Genomic DNA, 15,337 nt, shown 5'->3' on the forward strand with positions numbered 1-15,337 from the left:
TCAGGATGACCGAAGCTTGGGAATGCAGGCGCTAGAGGCAGGAAGCCAGTGATGCCAAGGATCCCATAGGCTTATCGTGATGCAGTGTTTCTCCCCTGCAAGGCCCGGCCAGCAATGGCCGGGCCTTATTAATTTCCTCTCCAGGTTCTGCCTGAAAAAGTTCCGCCTGAAAAGTCGATCGGCTCTTCACCCTCCCCGCCAGGCCGGTTCACCCGCCTACTGACCGGCAACGTGGGCGGTATCGCCACATATGTTAAACAGCAACTGTCAAACAGCAACACGCCCAAGCCCCCGCCGCCTCGCCACATTCCGGCAGCGCCTGACACCGATCACGGCATTGCTGCCTTTGCATTAGCGTTTGCCTAAGGCTTCATTTCGCTGAATACTGTATATAAAAACAGCATAGCGAGAGAGTGCCATGCCACGGATATGTTTGCAGACTCCCACTACGGCGCCCCAGCCAATGGCGCTCCCCTTCCCGGAAGTCCTCGCTCGGGCTGGAGTCTCCGGCTTTCCATCACCTGCTCAGGACTATGAGGAGCGGACACTAGACCTCAACGAGCGTCTGGTAAAACGCCCCGCCTCGACCTTCTTCATGCAGGTCGCGGGAGACAGCATGACCGGCTTCGGCATGCACGAGGGTGATCTTCTCGTCGTCGACCGCTCCCTGACGCCCCGCCCCGGCCAGATTCTGGCGGCGCTCGTCGAGGGTGAAATCATCGTCAAGCGCTACGAGATCCTCGAGGGCCGACCTCACCTCTGCTCCGCTCATCCCCGCTATGCACCGATCCCTCTCGACCGCCACGACTGCCAGATCTGGGGTGTAGTCCGCTCGGTGATCCACGAGTATCCAGTATGATCGGCCTCATCGATTGCAATAATTTCTATGTCAGCTGCGAACGTGTCTTTCAGCCTCATTTCGAAGGCGTCCCTCTCGGCGTCATGTCCAACAACGACGGGTGCGTCATCGCCCGCTCGCAGGAACTCAAGGCGCTGGGGGTCGAGATCGGGACCCCCGCCTTCAAGATCCACCGACGCGGCGTGATCCTGCTCTCCTCGAATTATGAGCTTTACGGTGACATGTCAAGCCGCGTTCAGGCAGTGCTCGAGGCGCTCTCGGCGGGCATCGAGCCCTACTCCATCGACGAGGTCTTCGTTCGCCTCGACGGTTTTGAAGCCGCCGCGCTGGCCGCTCACTGTCACGCACTACGCCGCCAAGTACGGCAATCTACCGGCCTGCCGGTCTCGATCGGCGTCGCCCCAACCCGCACACTTGCCAAGCTTGCCAGTCGCGCCGCCAAGCAAGTCCCAGCCTACGGCGGCGTCTGTATTCTCGAGGCGGAAGGCCCCGTCACGCAGGGGCTGCTGCAGCATGTCGCCCCGGGCGATATATGGGGTATCGGCCGCCGCCTGGCCGAAAGTCTCTACCTGTTGGGCTTGCGTACGGCCTGGGATCTGCGCAACGCAGACCCTCGGCACCTGCGACGCCGTTTCAGCGTGACGCTCGAACGTACCCTTCTCGAACTGCGTGGCATTCCGGCACTGGAGCTGCACGATATCAACGACGCCAGGCAACGCATCGTGACTTCACGCAGTTTCGGCCAGCCCACCGGCGAGCTTGCCGATCTCCGGGAAGCCGTACGTGAGTACGGACAGCGAGGCGCCGAGAGACTCCGTCAGCAGGGGCGCCTGGCCCGCGCCGTCCTGGTTTTTCTCAGAACCAACCGCCACCGGCAGGATCTGCCGCAATACCTCCCCAGTCTGGCCGTCGAACTGGAGCGCCCCACCGACGACAGCCGACCGATCCTTGCCGCCGCCAGACACGCTCTCGAGCGTATCTATCGCCCGCATTTTTCGTACATGAAAGCCGGGGTGATGCTGCTCGATCTGATCGACACCCGTCGGCAACAACTGTCACTGCTCGACACGCCGCAGAGCGCCGGCGAGCGCAAACGTAGCGAAACGCTGATGGCAACCCTGGACGAGTTGAACCGGAGGATGGGGCGCGGCACGGTCAGGCTGGGCATGGCGTCGGATGATGCCGCCTGGCAGCTGCGCTGTGCCCAACGCACGCCCCGCTGGACGACGAGATGGGACGAGATTCCCCGCATCAGGATCCGCTAGCGCCCTGCGCTCCCCCTCCCTTCGATGGCGCTTTTCTGCGCTGATAGCAGCGATGCCACTACTATGCGGCTTTGTCGGGATGCCCGGTAGCAACTACAGTCTGGATAGCATTCAGGCAACACGACGAATCGGGAGCCGTATGATCACCAAGGAAGCTATCGACCTGGCCCGGAAAGCTCCCGGGCTGCATTCTCACCACCAGGCCGATACTGGCCCCGAAGCCACCGCCCTGCGCGCCATCGGCTCGGAAATCGCAAAGCTTGCCCAACTCAACGGGCAGATGGATGCAGAAGAAGCCATCGATCAGGCCGTTGCCCGTTACAGCGGTGTGGGGCTGGACCGCGACCTTGCCGAACAGGCCTACCGTTCCGCGGCCCGCTGAAGCACGCTGCGATCAAGCAGATGAGGCCGCTGCCTGTCTCGAACGGGGAATGTTCGCTACCTTGTGATAAGAATTCACTCACTCAGGAGCACGCCGTGACCACAGAAAGCGTCAGTCAGGACAGGATGGTCGAGCTATTGAAGGGCTGCACCGGAGGCGAGCGTGTCGTCGTCGACTACGACGGCGCGACCTACACCGGCCAGGTCGCCGGAACCTCAGGCGTCGGCATCATCTTCAAGGCATCGGACACCGCGGAAGCCCCCGAGACCCGCCGATCGCACCCTCCCGAGGACGTGCAGGGCGTCGAGATCCAGTTCAACTACGTCAGGGAGCTGGAAAGGGAAGGCGTGAGCTACGTTCCGATTCTCTAGTGCCGGGCCATGTAACGAGCCGCCCCTCCTTTAACCAGACATGCTCTTGACCAGACACTCCGTTGGCCAGATTGCGACACCGTCGTATCAGTCACGCCCCGACCAGGCGGGACGCCCCGACACTCCTTCTTGGACAGCGCAGGGAGAACACCATGATCGTCAAGCCGCCAACTTACGTTGACCCGCAGCTTCAGGAGGCCCCGCCTCCCGATCCCCCCGATGAAGTGCCGCCTCCCAAGGACCCACCGCCTCAGGAGCCGCCGAACGAAGAGCCACCGGTGGAGGAACCGCCTGACGAGGAGCCGCCCGTGGAAGAACCGCCACTGGGCAATCCTCCACCCGCGTAATGCCCCAGCGAGAAAAGCGGAGCCTCGGCCCGCTTTTCTCGGCTTCTCCTGCGCGCGCAGCCTGACGCGGCTTACGCCTCGGCCAGCGACCTCATCGAGCCGTGTTGTTGCGCGGCCTGATGCCAGGCGAGCGCCTTCTCGAGACAATGAGGCGTATGCCCACCACGCTGACAGGCTTCTTCGAAATAGGCACGCAGCGCCGGACGGTAGAAAGGATCGACACAGTTCTCGATGATGGCCACGGCCCGCTCGCGCGGCGCCAGACCGCGCAGATCCGCCAGGCCGTGCTCGGAGGCCAGAATGTCGACATCGTGTTCGCAATGGTCGACGTGGCTGACGAACGGTACGAAGCTCGACAGGTTGCCATCCTTCGCCGTGGACTTGGTGATGAAGATCGACAGCTGGCCGTTGCGGGCAAAATCGCCCGAGCCGCCGATACCGTTCATCATGTGCGTGCCGTTGACGTGGGTGGAATTGACGTTGCCGTAGATATCCGCTTCCAGCGCCGTGTTGATGGCGATGATGCCCAGGCGCCTGACGATGCCGGGGTGATTCGACAGCTCCTGGGGACGTAGCACGATCCGGTCGCGGTAATGATCGAGGTCGTTCCAGACACGCTTGCCGCACTCTTCGGAGAGCGTGATCGAACTGCCCGAAGCGAAGACCATCTTGCCGCTGTCGAGCAGGTTGAAAGTACTGTCCTGCAAGACCTCGGAGTACATCGTCAGATTCTCGAAGGGTCCCTCCATCAGGCCGTTCATGACCGCATTGGCCATGGTGCCGATCCCCGCCTGTAACGGCAGCAGTGACGGTGTCAGGCGTCCGACCTCGACCTCATGCTCGAAGAAGCGGATCAGATGCCGTGCGATCTGCCGGGTATCCTCATTGGGCTGTTGCACGTTCGAGGGGCTATCCTGCCCTCGAGTTAGCACAATCGCCGCGATCTTGTCCGGATCGATGGGAATGTAGTGCGTGCCGATGCGAGTGTCGGGTGCCGTGACCGGAATGGGCTGGCGGGTGGGGCGCATCTGCGGAATATAGATATCGTGCAGCCCGATCAGCGCCTCGGGCGTCGACAGGTTCAGCTCGATGATGACCTTGTCTGCCAGAATGGCAAAGCTCGCCGAATTGCCGACGGAGGCAGTCGGCACGATACCGCCATCCTCGGTGATGGCGCATGCCTCGATGATGGCGAGGTCGAGCTTGCCGAGCTGCTTGTTGCGCAGCAGTTCCACCGTTTCGGAGAGGTGCTGATCGATGAACATCACCTCGCCGTTGTTGATGGCACGGCGCAGGGTCGAGTCGACCTGAAACGGCATGCGACGTGCCAGAACATGGGCTTCGGTCAGGTGCCTGTCGATGTCGTTACCCAACGAGGCGCCGGTCATCAGCGATATCTTCAACGGATCGCGCTTGGCCCGGCGCGCCAATGCCAGCGGTACATCCTTGGCTTCGCCAGCGCGAGTGAAACCGCTCATGCCGATGGTCATGCCATCCTGAATCAATGCCGCCGCCTCTTCAGCCGACATTACACGATCACGCCAGCCGTCCAGACGGCAGCGCTGTTCAGCCAATTCCTTCATACCTACCCCTTTGTGATTACGACCTTAGTCGTCTATGGCATGACTGTCGGCATAGTGACAATTCCACGCACATTACCCCATCAAACTTTAGTCATATGGACAACGACGAATTCGCAAATTTATCCGCTGCATTACGGTATGCCATCCCGCTGCGCTTGTCTCTTTCGCCCAGGGATTCCTACAGTGAAGAAGGACCTACCTGAACCCGTTGGGAGAAAGACCATGCAACATGTTTTGATCAAGATCATGGGCGGTACGCTGCTGGCGATTTCAATGGCCAGCATGGGCGCTTACGCACAAGAGGATAACCAGAGCGACAGTTTTTCCTACTGGGACACCGATAGCTCGGGCGGCATCGATCAGGACGAATGGAACGCCGGTCTGGCCACCGAGGCCAATGCCGGGTTGCAGGAAGATCAATCATCGTCCGATACCAATGAAGGCAATGCGCTCTACAACACCTATGACGACAATAACGACGACTCGCTCAACGAAGACGAGTTCGACCGCTTTCGCGGCGACATGCAAGACAAGTAACCGAACACAAGCGATATGAAAGACGACAGTATCTTCAGCGACTCGCCATCGCCAAGACAGGCGGCCTGGCCGCCTGTCGACAAATAGCGCTTGCTTTCAGGAATAGGTCGTCCTGACCCCTTTCTGCACGCACTCCTTGAGGATGCCGCGTGTACTGGCGGCAATATCATTGGCCACGAACAGCTTCTTGCGCTCGTCCTCGAGAAAGTCAGGGCCAAAATCCTGAGTCAGATGCAATGAAGCATAGTGATTACCGTCGAAATTCTCGCGGCTGAAATACCAGTCACCTGCCATGTAGCCGCTTACCTGCGTGTAACGCGAGAAAGCCCATGCCAGCTTGTGCCGGATAGCGTCTTTCTCCTGCTCGTCCTGAGCCGGAATGTAGTAACTGATCACGACTTCACCGATGTTCACCTGGATTCTGAGCACCAGTTTGGTAGCGAAGGCGGCAATCTCGTAATACGCATCGATCTCGCCGGGGTTGTGCATGATGCGAATCTGCGTATTCGAATGCCGGGGCACTGCCTTGATGCAGGCGTCATTGACGGACTTCTCCTCCCATGGCTCGAAAGCGGCGCGGGGGTAGTCGATCAATGAACAGGCGCGAGGGAAGGTCTTGTAAAAGAACGCCTCCGAACGCTTCTGCAGTCCCGTGGAGTTCACATCCTTTTCCGAGAAGAACACCACCAGCGAGATGACGATGCCCGAAGCGGCAATCTGCCCCAGCGACAACCCGGCCAAAATCCAATCTTCCTTGTTTCCCCTGCCGATGTACTGATAGCTGACCAGCAGCGAGATGAACAACGCAAGAATCAACACTAACAGCGCGATGGTCTTGACCCAGCGGGGAACGTAAACGAAATTTCTGGAATCCATGATAAGGGCATACCCGAACGTGCGAAGTGAAGCGATGCCACTTGGCAAACCAGACAGTGGCAGCGCTCGTTGCGTACCGTTTCGATGGTAACCCATGTCTTGGAAAACAGGGGGCAAGTATCCAGACAAAAAAATGCCCAGCAGGGGGTGCTGGGCCTTGGAGCTTAGCGCTCCGCAATGGGTAAGACGTAAAAGGATCCTGGCAAATGACTGGCTTCCTGCCTTCAAAGCCTCCTTCCCTCAGACTCGATCTTCCTGATCGCGCACTTCCTGTACTGGCGGCCCTGCCTGGCCGCTGCTTACCGCACACCCCCAACCTTAGTCACGGATGCCTGCCCCTGCAACCGCATCGAAGCGCAAAAGCCCCCACTTTTTACTGATCGCGTCTCATGCGTGTCCCGAGGCACGCCTCGGGACACGACCTTTCGCTCAGCTCAGCGCGAAGACACCTCCGACCACGGCGATGGCTGCCCCCAGCAGACGACACCAACGTGTCCGACGAGTCATCAGCCAGCCCCCCAGCGTCTTGCCGCCCCAGGTGATGGCCAGCGTCGACAGCGAGAAGCCCAGCAGGTAGGTCACGAGCGAGGCGTTATGGGGCAGTTCACTGCCATGCGCGTAGCCGTGGAACAGCATGAAGCCCACGACCAGCGTACTCCCCAGGGCGCCTGGCAGCCGGGCCAGTGTGGCAATGAGCACCCCCGCCAGCAGCACGGACATGGCGATACCTGTCTCGACGCCCGGCAGAGCCAGACCCAGACCGCCCCAGGCCAGCGCGGCGCCCAACCACATTCCGCCCAGGACCAGCAGCGGCATGAAACGCCGCGATACGCCGGCCTGCCGGACGCTCCACAGGCCGATGGCCAGCATGGCGAGCAAGTGATCGGCACCTAACAACGGGTGCATCAGGCCAGCGGCAAAGCCACCGTGACCGGCGCCGTCGTGGCCCGGATGGCCAAAGGCGGTCGCGGCCGTCAGTGACAGGACAGGCGCCAGGGCGAGAGCGTAACGTGTTGCGTTGCCTGACATGGGATTCTCCTCAGGGCAGTGGAATAAGAGATCGTTTCAGGACGCGGCTAGCGCCTCGGGGCGCCGCTCGGGCAGCATCCCGCGATCGAGGATGAAGCGGATGATCGTCTCCAGCCCGACACCGTCGTACAGGTTGGTGAACACAAAGGGGCGCTCCCCCCGCATCATCCTGGCGTCACGCTCCATGACATCCAGCGAGGCATGCACGTACTCGGCGATATCGATCTTGTTGATGATCAGCAGATCGGATTTGGTGATGCCCGGCCCGCCCTTGCGCGGAATCTTGTCCCCTGCGGAAACATCGATCACGTACAGCGTCAGATCCGACAGCTCGGGGCTGAACGTCGCCGACAGGTTGTCGCCGCCGGACTCCACCAGCACCAGTTCCAGATCGGGATGGCGGCTGTGCAGATCGTCGATGGCGGCGAGATTCATCGAGGCATCTTCACGAATCGCCGTGTGCGGACAGCCGCCCGTCTCGACGCCCAGGATACGATCGGAGGCCAACGCATCGTGCTTGAGCAGGAAGTCGGCATCCTCGCGGGTATAGATGTCATTGGTGACCACGGCGATATCGTAGTGATCGCGCAGCGCCAGGCACAGTTGCTTGAGCAGCGCGGTCTTGCCGGACCCAACCGGGCCGCCGACGCCGACACGCAGGCAATGTTTCATGGTTTCTAGCTCCCTATCTCTCGTTTAGCTTCTGAACAGGCGGGAATACTGGGTCTCGTGCAAGGCACTGGCCAGCGCCAGCCCCGGCAGCGCCGGGCCAAGATCGTCATCTTCAAGCGCAAGCGCCACATCCACGGCATTCACCAGGGCCGGACGCAGGCGCTCGATCAGCCGCTGGGCGGCGGTCTGCCCCAGCGGCAGCGCCTTGCAGGCCACCGCCAGCTGGTTTTCCAGCCACGCCCAGGCGAAGCCGAGCAGGCTGTCACGGGCCGGGATACCGCGCTGATGCGCCGCCAAGGCGAATACGCTGATATAGGCCGGTGACACCGGCATGACCGGCTGCGCCGGCAGCCGGTCGAGGCTATCCAGCAGTCGTACCAGCGCCGCGCCCAGACGCGTATCCTCGGCGGCAAGCTCGGCCGTCTCGCGGTTGGCGAGCAGCCAGGCATTCCACTCATCCAGCCGGCTGCCATCCTGTTCCGCCCAGGCCCGCTGCTGGCGAGCCAGCACCGGCAGTTCGCAACGGCTCAGCCCGTCCTCGAGGACCCCGTCCAACCATTCCCCCAGCGTCGCCTCATCATGCACCCAGCCCAGCTCGAAGGCGCTTTCCAATCCCTGCGACCAGGCGAAGGCACCGATCGGCAGCGCCGGGCTGACCAGTTGCAGCAGCCCCAGCAGGGCCAGATCGTCGCTGCCGGTCTGACGGGGCTCAGTGGGCATGGCCAGGCTCGTGATCATGGTGGCGATGGCCGTATGAATGACCGTGTCCATGGGCATGTCCGTGGCTGTGGCCTTCACCCTGCGAGTAGGCGCCCGGCTCGGGATCGAACGGCGCCTGGTGATGCTCGAGTGTCGCTCCCAGGCGTTCGGCCAGTTCCTCGAGGACATGGTCCGGCGGAAAGCGCACCCAGCCCTGACCTGAAGAAGCGTGTTCATCGCCACCAATGGCCAGCGAGACGTGCCGGTTGCCGAGGTGATAGCACAGCCGCGCCAGGGCCAGCGCACCTTCGATCCGTGCCGTCACCACCGGCTCGTCGGCTGCCCGGATGCGTACGATCTCGCCACCCTCGGCGCGCAACCCTTCGCCATCGCGCAGAACCGGCCCCCGATCGAGAAACAATCCCAGATCATGCCCCGCATCGCTCACCGCCTTGAGGCGGCCGCGGCAGCGCAGCTCGAACGGCAGCGTCAGGGTATCGCCGGCCTGTTCCGCCGCGATCGGCCCCAGGCGTTCAATCAGTTTCAACATGTCCTACCTCAGAAAAGATGATACCGCTGGGCCAACGGCAGTTCCGTCGCCGGCTCGCAGGTCAACAACTCGCCGTCGCAGCGCACTTCATAGGTCTGCGGATCGACCTCGAGCTGCGGACAGGCGTCGTTGAGCTTCATGTCGCCCTTGCGCACGCCGCGCACGTTCCTGCACGCCGAGAGCGGGCTGACCAGCCCCAACCGTTCCCCAATGCCGGCATCGATGGCCGCCTGGCTGACGAAGGACAATCGAGTCGCACTGGCCGCCTTGCCGAAGGCGCCGAACATCGGCCGGTAATGCACCGGCTGCGGCGTGGGAATCGAGGCGTTGGGATCGCCCATCGGCGCGGCGGCGATCATGCCGCCCTTGAGAATCAGCGCCGGCTTGACGCCGAAGAAGGCCGGGCTCCATAGCGTCAGATCGGCAAGCTTGCCGACCTCCACCGAACCGACCTCGTGACTGAGCCCATGGGTGATCGCCGGGTTGATGGTGTACTTGGCGATGTAGCGCCGGGCGCGGAAATTGTCGGCGCCGCGCTCGGCGTCTTCCGGCAACAGGCCACGCTGCACCTTCATTTTGTGGGCAGTCTGCCAGGTCCGGCAGATCACCTCGCCGACCCGCCCCATGGCCTGGGAGTCGGAGGCGATCATCGAGATCACGCCCAGGTCATGAAGGATGTCCTCGGCGGCGATGGTCTCGCGGCGGATGCGCGAGTCGGCGAAGGCCACGTCCTCGGGAATGTTGGGATCGAGGTGGTGGCACACCATCAGCATGTCGAGGTGCTCGTCGATGGTGTTCACCGTGTAGGGCCGCGTGGGGTTGGTCGATGACGGCAGCACGTAGTCCTTGGAACAGGCAGTGATGATGTCCGGTGCGTGCCCGCCACCCGCCCCCTCGGTGTGGTAGGTATGGATGCCGCGCTCCTTGAACGCCGCCAGGGTGTCCTCGACGAAGCCCGACTCGTTGAGCGTGTCGGTGTGGATGGCGATCTGCACATCGTACCGCTCGGCCACGCTCAGGCAGTTGTCGATGGACGCCGGCGTGGTGCCCCAATCCTCATGCAACTTGAGCCCCATGGCGCCGGCCTCGAGCTGCGCTTCCAGCGCCTCGGGCAGGCTGGCATTGCCCTTGCCGAGCAGGCCGATGTTCATCGGCAACTCGTCGACCGCCTGAAGCATCTTGCCGATATGCCATGCGCCCGGCGTGCAGGTGGTGGCGTTGGAGCCGGTGGCCGGGCCGGTGCCGCCACCGAGCATGGTGGTCACGCCACTCATCAGCGCCTCTTCCACCTGCTGCGGGCAGATGAAATGGATGTGGGCGTCGATGCCGCCGGCGGTGAGAATCTTGCCCTCGCCGGCAATGATCTCGGTACCGGGGCCGATGACGATATCGACGTCCGGCTGGGTATCGGGATTGCCGGCCTTGCCGATGGCTTTGATCCGCCCGGCCTGGAGCCCCACGTCGGCCTTGACGATGCCCCACCAGTCGAGGATCAGCGCGTTGGTGATCACGGTATCCATCACCGTGTCGTCGTGACGCTGGCTCTGGCCCATGCCGTCGCGGATGACCTTGCCGCCGCCGAACTTCACCTCGTCGCCGTAATGGGTGTGATCCTTCTCGACCTCAATCCACAGCTCGGTGTCGCCCAGGCGCACTCTGTCGCCCACTGTCAGGCCGTACATATCGGCATAGGCCTGGCGACTGATCTTCATGATTGATCTCCTTTGCCGTCGGGACCGGCAGTAGGCGGGGTTCGCGCGGCAGCGGGCGCGGTAGGGAGTAGCGCTCCCATCACGTCGCCACGGAAGCCGTAGATATGCCGCTTGCCGACGAAAGGTATCAGGGTCACCTCGCGGCTCTGGCCGGGCTCGAAGCGAATCGCCGTGCCCGCCGCCACGTCGAGGCGATAGCCGCGCGCCTTGTCGCGGTCGAAGATCAGCGCCGGGTTGGCCTCGGCAAAGTGATAGTGCGAGCCGATCTGAATCGGCCGGTCGCCGGTGTTGGCGACCTCGACGGTGATGCGCTCGCGCCCCGCACAGAGCTCGATCTCGCCGTCCTTCAATTGGTATTCACCGGGAATCATTGGAATCTTCCCTCTACGTTATGGCTGTTTCAGCAGCTAAAACCGAGCGGACGAAGGCCAGGCAAGGCGGCGAGCGAAAAAAGGCGGAGTTTACTTTGTAAATGAGCACTTTTTTGTCGCGAAGCCAACACAGCATGGCCGAGTGCAGCCTGTTTTAGACGATTGGGCTATGAACCGTGACCAGTTTCGTGCCATCGGGAAACGTCGCCTCGACCTGAACCTCGTCGACCATTTCCGCCACGCCCTCCATCACGTCGTCGCGGGTCAGGATCTCGCGCCCGTAGCCCATCAACTCGGCGACGCTCCTGCCGTCGCGGGCGCCTTCCATGATCTCGGCGCTGATCAGCGCCACGGCCTCGGGATAGTTGAGCTTGAGGCCACGCGCCTTGCGGCGTTCGGCAAGCAGAGCCGCGGTGAACAGCAGCAGCTTGTCCTTGTCTCTGGGAGTCAATTCCATACAGGTGTCCTTTCATTCGTGTTTGGAAACGGGCGCTCGTCGGCTCAGGTCAACCAGATGCGCGGCACACATGCCTCACGTCCCAGCATCAAGGGTCGGAGCACCTCCCAGGCACGCTGGCACAGATCCCATGCCTCGTTGCGTTCATGCCCCAGGTAGCGCAGCAACAGTACATCGTGACGCTGGGTGACGGCCCAACGGGTCGAGGCGGAGAGCCGTTCGCGCAGGAACTCCACTGCCGCTTGAGGCGACTCGAGCCCCGCCGCCCACAACGTGGCTTGTACCGTGGCACCGCCCTGCCCCCAATGTCCGAGAAAACGCGGATGCTGCGGGTCGAGCGGCTGGCGTTCCAGCCATAGCGGCCGGTTGTCACGCGTCAGGCGAAAGTGTTGCGCCACACGGCCGCTGACGAAGGGCAGACGGCTGGCGGGCCGCCCCAGCGCCATGATCTCCCAGCCCAGGCAGCATGCGTCGCCCTCCAGAATGATGTCGGTGCGCTGTTCGCCGCGCGAGCCATCGAAGCACAGCGTCTCCTGGGGCAGCCACTCCAGCCGTCCTCCCGTCTCGACATGCAAACGGGTGTGCTGCGCCCAGGCGACGCCGTGACTGTCGGCCCGGTAAAGCTTGGCCGCGGCCGGCGTGGTCAGCAGCGCATGGGCGCCCTGCCCGACACGCGCACTGATGTGCAGGGCATCGCCGCTGACCAGCCCGCCGGGCGGGTGCAGCAGATACACGTGACAGGGAGCGCCTTCGGGATAGAAGGGCCGCTGCACTCGTAGCGGCCCCTGGTGGCGTGCGCGTGTCAGCAAGGTGCGCTCGACGTCGCCGCGCGCGTCTCGGCGCATGTCTTTGCGAAATCCCAGTTCGAGCGTTGCCGCCCAGCGCCGCGAGGCATCGAAGCGGTGGCCGTGATCGACATTTGCCGCATGCCTCGCCCATGTTTTTTCGTTGCAACTCATACCGTCAGGTGCTGCTTGATTAGCGAATCGGAAAGCTCCGCAATCATGCCACGAGCGACCGGCCGCCCGCGATCGAGGATCACGAAGCGATCGGCAAACTTGCGCACGAACGGCAGCTTCTGCTCGGCCAGCAGCACGGTCATGCCATCCTCCCGATTGAGCTTGCGGATCACCTCGCCAATTTCGCTGACAATGTTGGGCTGAATCCCCTCTCCCGGTTCGTCGAGAATCAGCAGGCGCGGCTCGAGCACCAGGGCGCGGCCGATGGCGAGCTGCTGTTGCTGCCCTCCGGAGAGGTCGCCGCCGCGGCGATGGCGCATCTGGGCCAATACCGGGAAAAGCTCGTAAATGCGCTCGGGAATCGTGCGCTGGCTGTCGCGACGCGCCGCCAGCCCGGTGCGCAGGTTCTCCTCCACGGTGAGCATGGGAAAGATCTGGCGCCCCTGGGGAACGTAGCCGATCCCCAGGCGCGAGCGCTCCTCGACGCGCCTGCTGGTCAGCTCCACCTCGTCGGCATAGCGAATCGCGCCGCTCTTGACCGGCACTTCCCCCATGATGCACTTGAGCAGCGTGGTCTTGCCGACACCGTTGCGGCCCATCACGCAGGTGCATTCGCCTTGCGGCACATCGAGGGACAGATCCCACAGCGTATGACTCTCGCCATAGAACTGGTTGAGTTTATCGATCTTCAGCATCAGGCTTGCCCTCCATCGCTGTCCGAGCCCAGATAGACTTCGACGACGCGGGGGTCGGAAGAGACCTGATCCATGCTGCCTTCGGCGAGCACGCTGCCCTGATGCAGCACCGTCACCTTGCGGGCGATCGAGCGCACGAAGCCCATGTCATGCTCGACCACCACCACCGACTGCCTGCCGGCGAGGCTCACCAGCAGTTCGCCGGTGCGCTCCATCTCCTGCTCGGTCATGCCGGCTACCGGCTCGTCAACCAGCAGCAGACGCGGGCGCTGCATCAGCAGCATGCCGATCTCCAGCCACTGTTTCTGACCATGCGACAGGATGCCTGCCGGGCGATGGCGGGCCTGCTCGAGGCCAATCAGCGATACGACCTCCTCGATACGCTCCCGAGCGTCGCCGGACAACCGCGCCACCAGGGTCGGCAGGATCCGCTTGTCGGCGCTCATCGCCAGCTCGAGGTTCTCGAAGACCGAAAGCGCCTCGAACACCGTAGGTTTCTGAAACTTGCGCCCGATCCCCAGCGTGGCGATCTCGGGTTCGTTCATGGTCAGCAGATTATGGCGACTGCCGAACCACACCTGACCGCTGTCGGGTCGGGTCTTGCCGGTGATGATATCCATCATGGTGGTCTTGCCGGCTCCGTTGGGACCGATGATGCAACGCAGTTCGCCATCGTCGATGGTCAGGTTGAGGTCATTGATCGCCTTGAAGCCGTCGAAACTGACATTGACGTCCTCGAGATAGAGGATCGGCCCATGTCGGACATCCACCGGTGATTCGTTGGGCACCAGGAAATCGAAAACCCGATCGCGCTGGGCCAGGGATTGCAACAGGCTCATGCGGTGGCCTCCCGTGGCTTGTTGTCCGATACGGGGAGCGTCTCGCCAGGCCGACGCCTACGCCCCTTGAGCAGCCCGGCGATGCCTTGCGGCAGCAGTACCGTGGCGACCACGAACAGCCCACCGAGGGCGAACAGCCAGGCATCGGGCATCACGCCGGTGAACACCGTCTTGGCGTAGTTGACCAGCATCGCCCCGAGCACCGCCCCGTAGAGCGTGGCCCGCCCGCCCAGCGCCACCCAGACGACGATCTCGATAGAGAACAGCGGCGAGAACTCGCTGGGATTGATGATGCCGACCTGCGGCACGTAGAGCGCACCGGCGACACCGGCAAGCATCGCCGAGATCACGAAGACGAACAGTTGAACGCGCTCGACCCGATAGCCCAGGAAACGGGTACGCGCCTCGGCATCCCGGGATGCGACGCAGACGCGGCCCAGCTTGCTGGCGACGATGGCCCGGCACAACACGTAGCCCAGCGCCAGGGCCACGCCCGAGGCAATGAACAGTCCCAGCCGCGTCGCGTCGCTGCGCAGGTCGAAGCCGAGCAGCTCGCGGAAATCGGTCAGGCCGTTGTTGCCGCCGAAGCCCATCTCGTTGCGGAAGAATGCCAGCATCAGGGCGAAGGTCAGCGCCTGGGTGATGATCGACAGATACACGCCGGTGACCCGCGAGCGAAACGCCAGGAAGCCGAATACCAGCGCCAGCAGGCCCGGTGCCAGCAGTACCATCAGGAAGGCGAACCACGCCATGTCGAAGCCGTGCCAGTACCAGGGCAGCGACTCCCAGTCGAGAAAGACCATGAAATCGGGCAGTTCCGGGTGGCCGTAAGTGCCGCGGTCGCCGATCTGGCGCATCAGGTACATGCCCATGGCATAGCCGCCCAGCGCAAAGAAGGCGCCATGTCCCAGGCTGAGAATGCCCAGATAGCCCCATACCAGATCCACGGCCACCGCCAGCAGGGCATAGCACAGATACTTGCCGAGCAGCGTCACCGTGTAGGTGGAGACATGCAGCGGATGTTCCGGCGGCAGCAGGGCGTGCGACAGCACCACCGCAGCCAGTGCCAGGATCAGTACGCCCAGAAAAACCAGGGTCGAGCGCTCGTTGAAAGGTTTGGTCAACCACATCGGC

At 62.8% G+C, this 15,337-nt stretch carries 18 protein-coding genes; 5 read left to right on the top strand and 13 right to left on the bottom strand.

Annotated elements, in window-relative coordinates:
* Window positions 1-418: 418 nt before the first annotated feature.
* From ACYQ12_RS12515 to ACYQ12_RS12530, 4 genes are all read left to right on the top strand, one after another.
* Window positions 419-859, top strand: coding sequence for a LexA family protein (locus tag ACYQ12_RS12515; protein ID WP_459872192.1), 441 nt, complete (start codon window positions 419-421; stop codon window positions 857-859).
* Complete coding sequence (locus ACYQ12_RS12520; RefSeq protein ID WP_459872195.1) at window positions 856-2,124, top strand: Y-family DNA polymerase; 1,269 nt, start codon at window positions 856-858, stop codon at window positions 2,122-2,124. The genes ACYQ12_RS12515 and ACYQ12_RS12520 overlap by 4 nt, the downstream gene beginning before the upstream one ends.
* Window positions 2,125-2,263: 139 nt before the next feature.
* Entirely contained in the window at window positions 2,264-2,506 is a 243-nt protein-coding gene (locus tag ACYQ12_RS12525) for a hypothetical protein (RefSeq protein ID WP_459872198.1), read from the top strand.
* Window positions 2,507-2,601: 95 nt separating this feature from the next.
* Complete coding sequence (locus ACYQ12_RS12530; protein WP_459872199.1) at window positions 2,602-2,877, top strand: hypothetical protein; 276 nt, start codon at window positions 2,602-2,604, stop codon at window positions 2,875-2,877.
* Window positions 2,878-3,295: 418 nt separating this feature from the next.
* On the opposite strand, the gene scpC is transcribed toward ACYQ12_RS12530, so the two are convergent.
* A complete protein-coding gene (gene scpC, locus ACYQ12_RS12535) occupies window positions 3,296-4,807 on the bottom strand; it encodes a succinyl-CoA:acetate CoA-transferase ScpC (RefSeq protein ID WP_459872202.1) in 1,512 nt (503 codons plus the stop codon).
* Between the two features lie 222 nt (window positions 4,808-5,029).
* On the opposite strand from scpC, the gene ACYQ12_RS12540 reads away from it, so the two are divergent.
* On the top strand, window positions 5,030-5,344 hold the full coding sequence (locus ACYQ12_RS12540) for a hypothetical protein (RefSeq protein WP_459872205.1): 315 nt from the start codon (window positions 5,030-5,032) through the stop codon (window positions 5,342-5,344).
* Between the two features lie 96 nt (window positions 5,345-5,440).
* Here the strand turns inward: ACYQ12_RS12540 and ACYQ12_RS12545 are convergent, their stop codons facing one another.
* The 12 genes from ACYQ12_RS12545 to urtC form a co-directional block, all read right to left on the bottom strand.
* Window positions 5,441-6,220: a hypothetical protein gene (locus tag ACYQ12_RS12545; RefSeq protein WP_459872208.1), complete on the bottom strand. Its 780-nt coding sequence runs from the start codon at window positions 6,218-6,220 to the stop codon at window positions 5,441-5,443.
* A 429-nt stretch (window positions 6,221-6,649) separates the two neighbouring features.
* Window positions 6,650-7,249, bottom strand: a complete 600-nt coding sequence (locus ACYQ12_RS12550; RefSeq protein ID WP_459872210.1) for a HupE/UreJ family protein — start codon at window positions 7,247-7,249, stop codon at window positions 6,650-6,652.
* Window positions 7,250-7,285: 36 nt separating this feature from the next.
* Complete coding sequence (gene ureG, locus ACYQ12_RS12555; RefSeq protein ID WP_459872213.1) at window positions 7,286-7,921, bottom strand: urease accessory protein UreG; 636 nt, start codon at window positions 7,919-7,921, stop codon at window positions 7,286-7,288.
* A gap of 24 nt (window positions 7,922-7,945) precedes the next feature.
* Complete coding sequence (locus tag ACYQ12_RS12560) at window positions 7,946-8,641, bottom strand: urease accessory protein UreF (RefSeq protein WP_459874518.1); 696 nt, start codon at window positions 8,639-8,641, stop codon at window positions 7,946-7,948.
* Entirely contained in the window at window positions 8,631-9,170 is a 540-nt protein-coding gene (gene ureE / locus ACYQ12_RS12565; RefSeq protein ID WP_459872216.1) for an urease accessory protein UreE, read from the bottom strand. Before ureE ends, ACYQ12_RS12560 begins: the two co-directional genes overlap by 11 nt.
* A gap of 8 nt (window positions 9,171-9,178) precedes the next feature.
* Window positions 9,179-10,882 carry an urease subunit alpha gene (gene ureC / locus ACYQ12_RS12570; RefSeq protein WP_459872218.1) on the bottom strand — a complete coding sequence of 568 codons (1,704 nt, stop codon included), beginning with the start codon at window positions 10,880-10,882 and terminating at the stop codon, window positions 9,179-9,181.
* Entirely contained in the window at window positions 10,879-11,253 is a 375-nt protein-coding gene (locus ACYQ12_RS12575) for an urease subunit beta (protein WP_459872220.1), read from the bottom strand. Before ACYQ12_RS12575 ends, ureC begins: the two co-directional genes overlap by 4 nt.
* A gap of 154 nt (window positions 11,254-11,407) precedes the next feature.
* The gene (ureA, locus tag ACYQ12_RS12580; RefSeq protein WP_459872222.1) at window positions 11,408-11,710 is read right to left on the bottom strand and encodes an urease subunit gamma; all 303 of its coding nucleotides are present in this window, start codon (window positions 11,708-11,710) and stop codon (window positions 11,408-11,410) included.
* A 44-nt stretch (window positions 11,711-11,754) separates the two neighbouring features.
* Window positions 11,755-12,669 (bottom strand): urease accessory protein UreD, encoded by a 915-nt coding sequence (locus ACYQ12_RS12585; RefSeq protein ID WP_459872224.1) that lies wholly within the window; start codon window positions 12,667-12,669, stop codon window positions 11,755-11,757.
* The gene (gene urtE / locus ACYQ12_RS12590; protein ID WP_459872226.1) at window positions 12,666-13,364 is read right to left on the bottom strand and encodes an urea ABC transporter ATP-binding subunit UrtE; all 699 of its coding nucleotides are present in this window, start codon (window positions 13,362-13,364) and stop codon (window positions 12,666-12,668) included. The genes ACYQ12_RS12585 and urtE overlap by 4 nt, the downstream gene beginning before the upstream one ends.
* The gene (gene urtD, locus ACYQ12_RS12595; RefSeq protein ID WP_459872229.1) at window positions 13,364-14,203 is read right to left on the bottom strand and encodes an urea ABC transporter ATP-binding protein UrtD; all 840 of its coding nucleotides are present in this window, start codon (window positions 14,201-14,203) and stop codon (window positions 13,364-13,366) included. The genes urtE and urtD overlap by 1 nt, the downstream gene beginning before the upstream one ends.
* Window positions 14,200-15,333: an urea ABC transporter permease subunit UrtC gene (gene urtC, locus ACYQ12_RS12600; protein ID WP_459872232.1), complete on the bottom strand. Its 1,134-nt coding sequence runs from the start codon at window positions 15,331-15,333 to the stop codon at window positions 14,200-14,202. The genes urtD and urtC overlap by 4 nt, the downstream gene beginning before the upstream one ends.
* Window positions 15,334-15,337: the final 4 nt, after the last annotated feature.

This window comes from Halomonas shantousis (assembly GCF_054654615.1).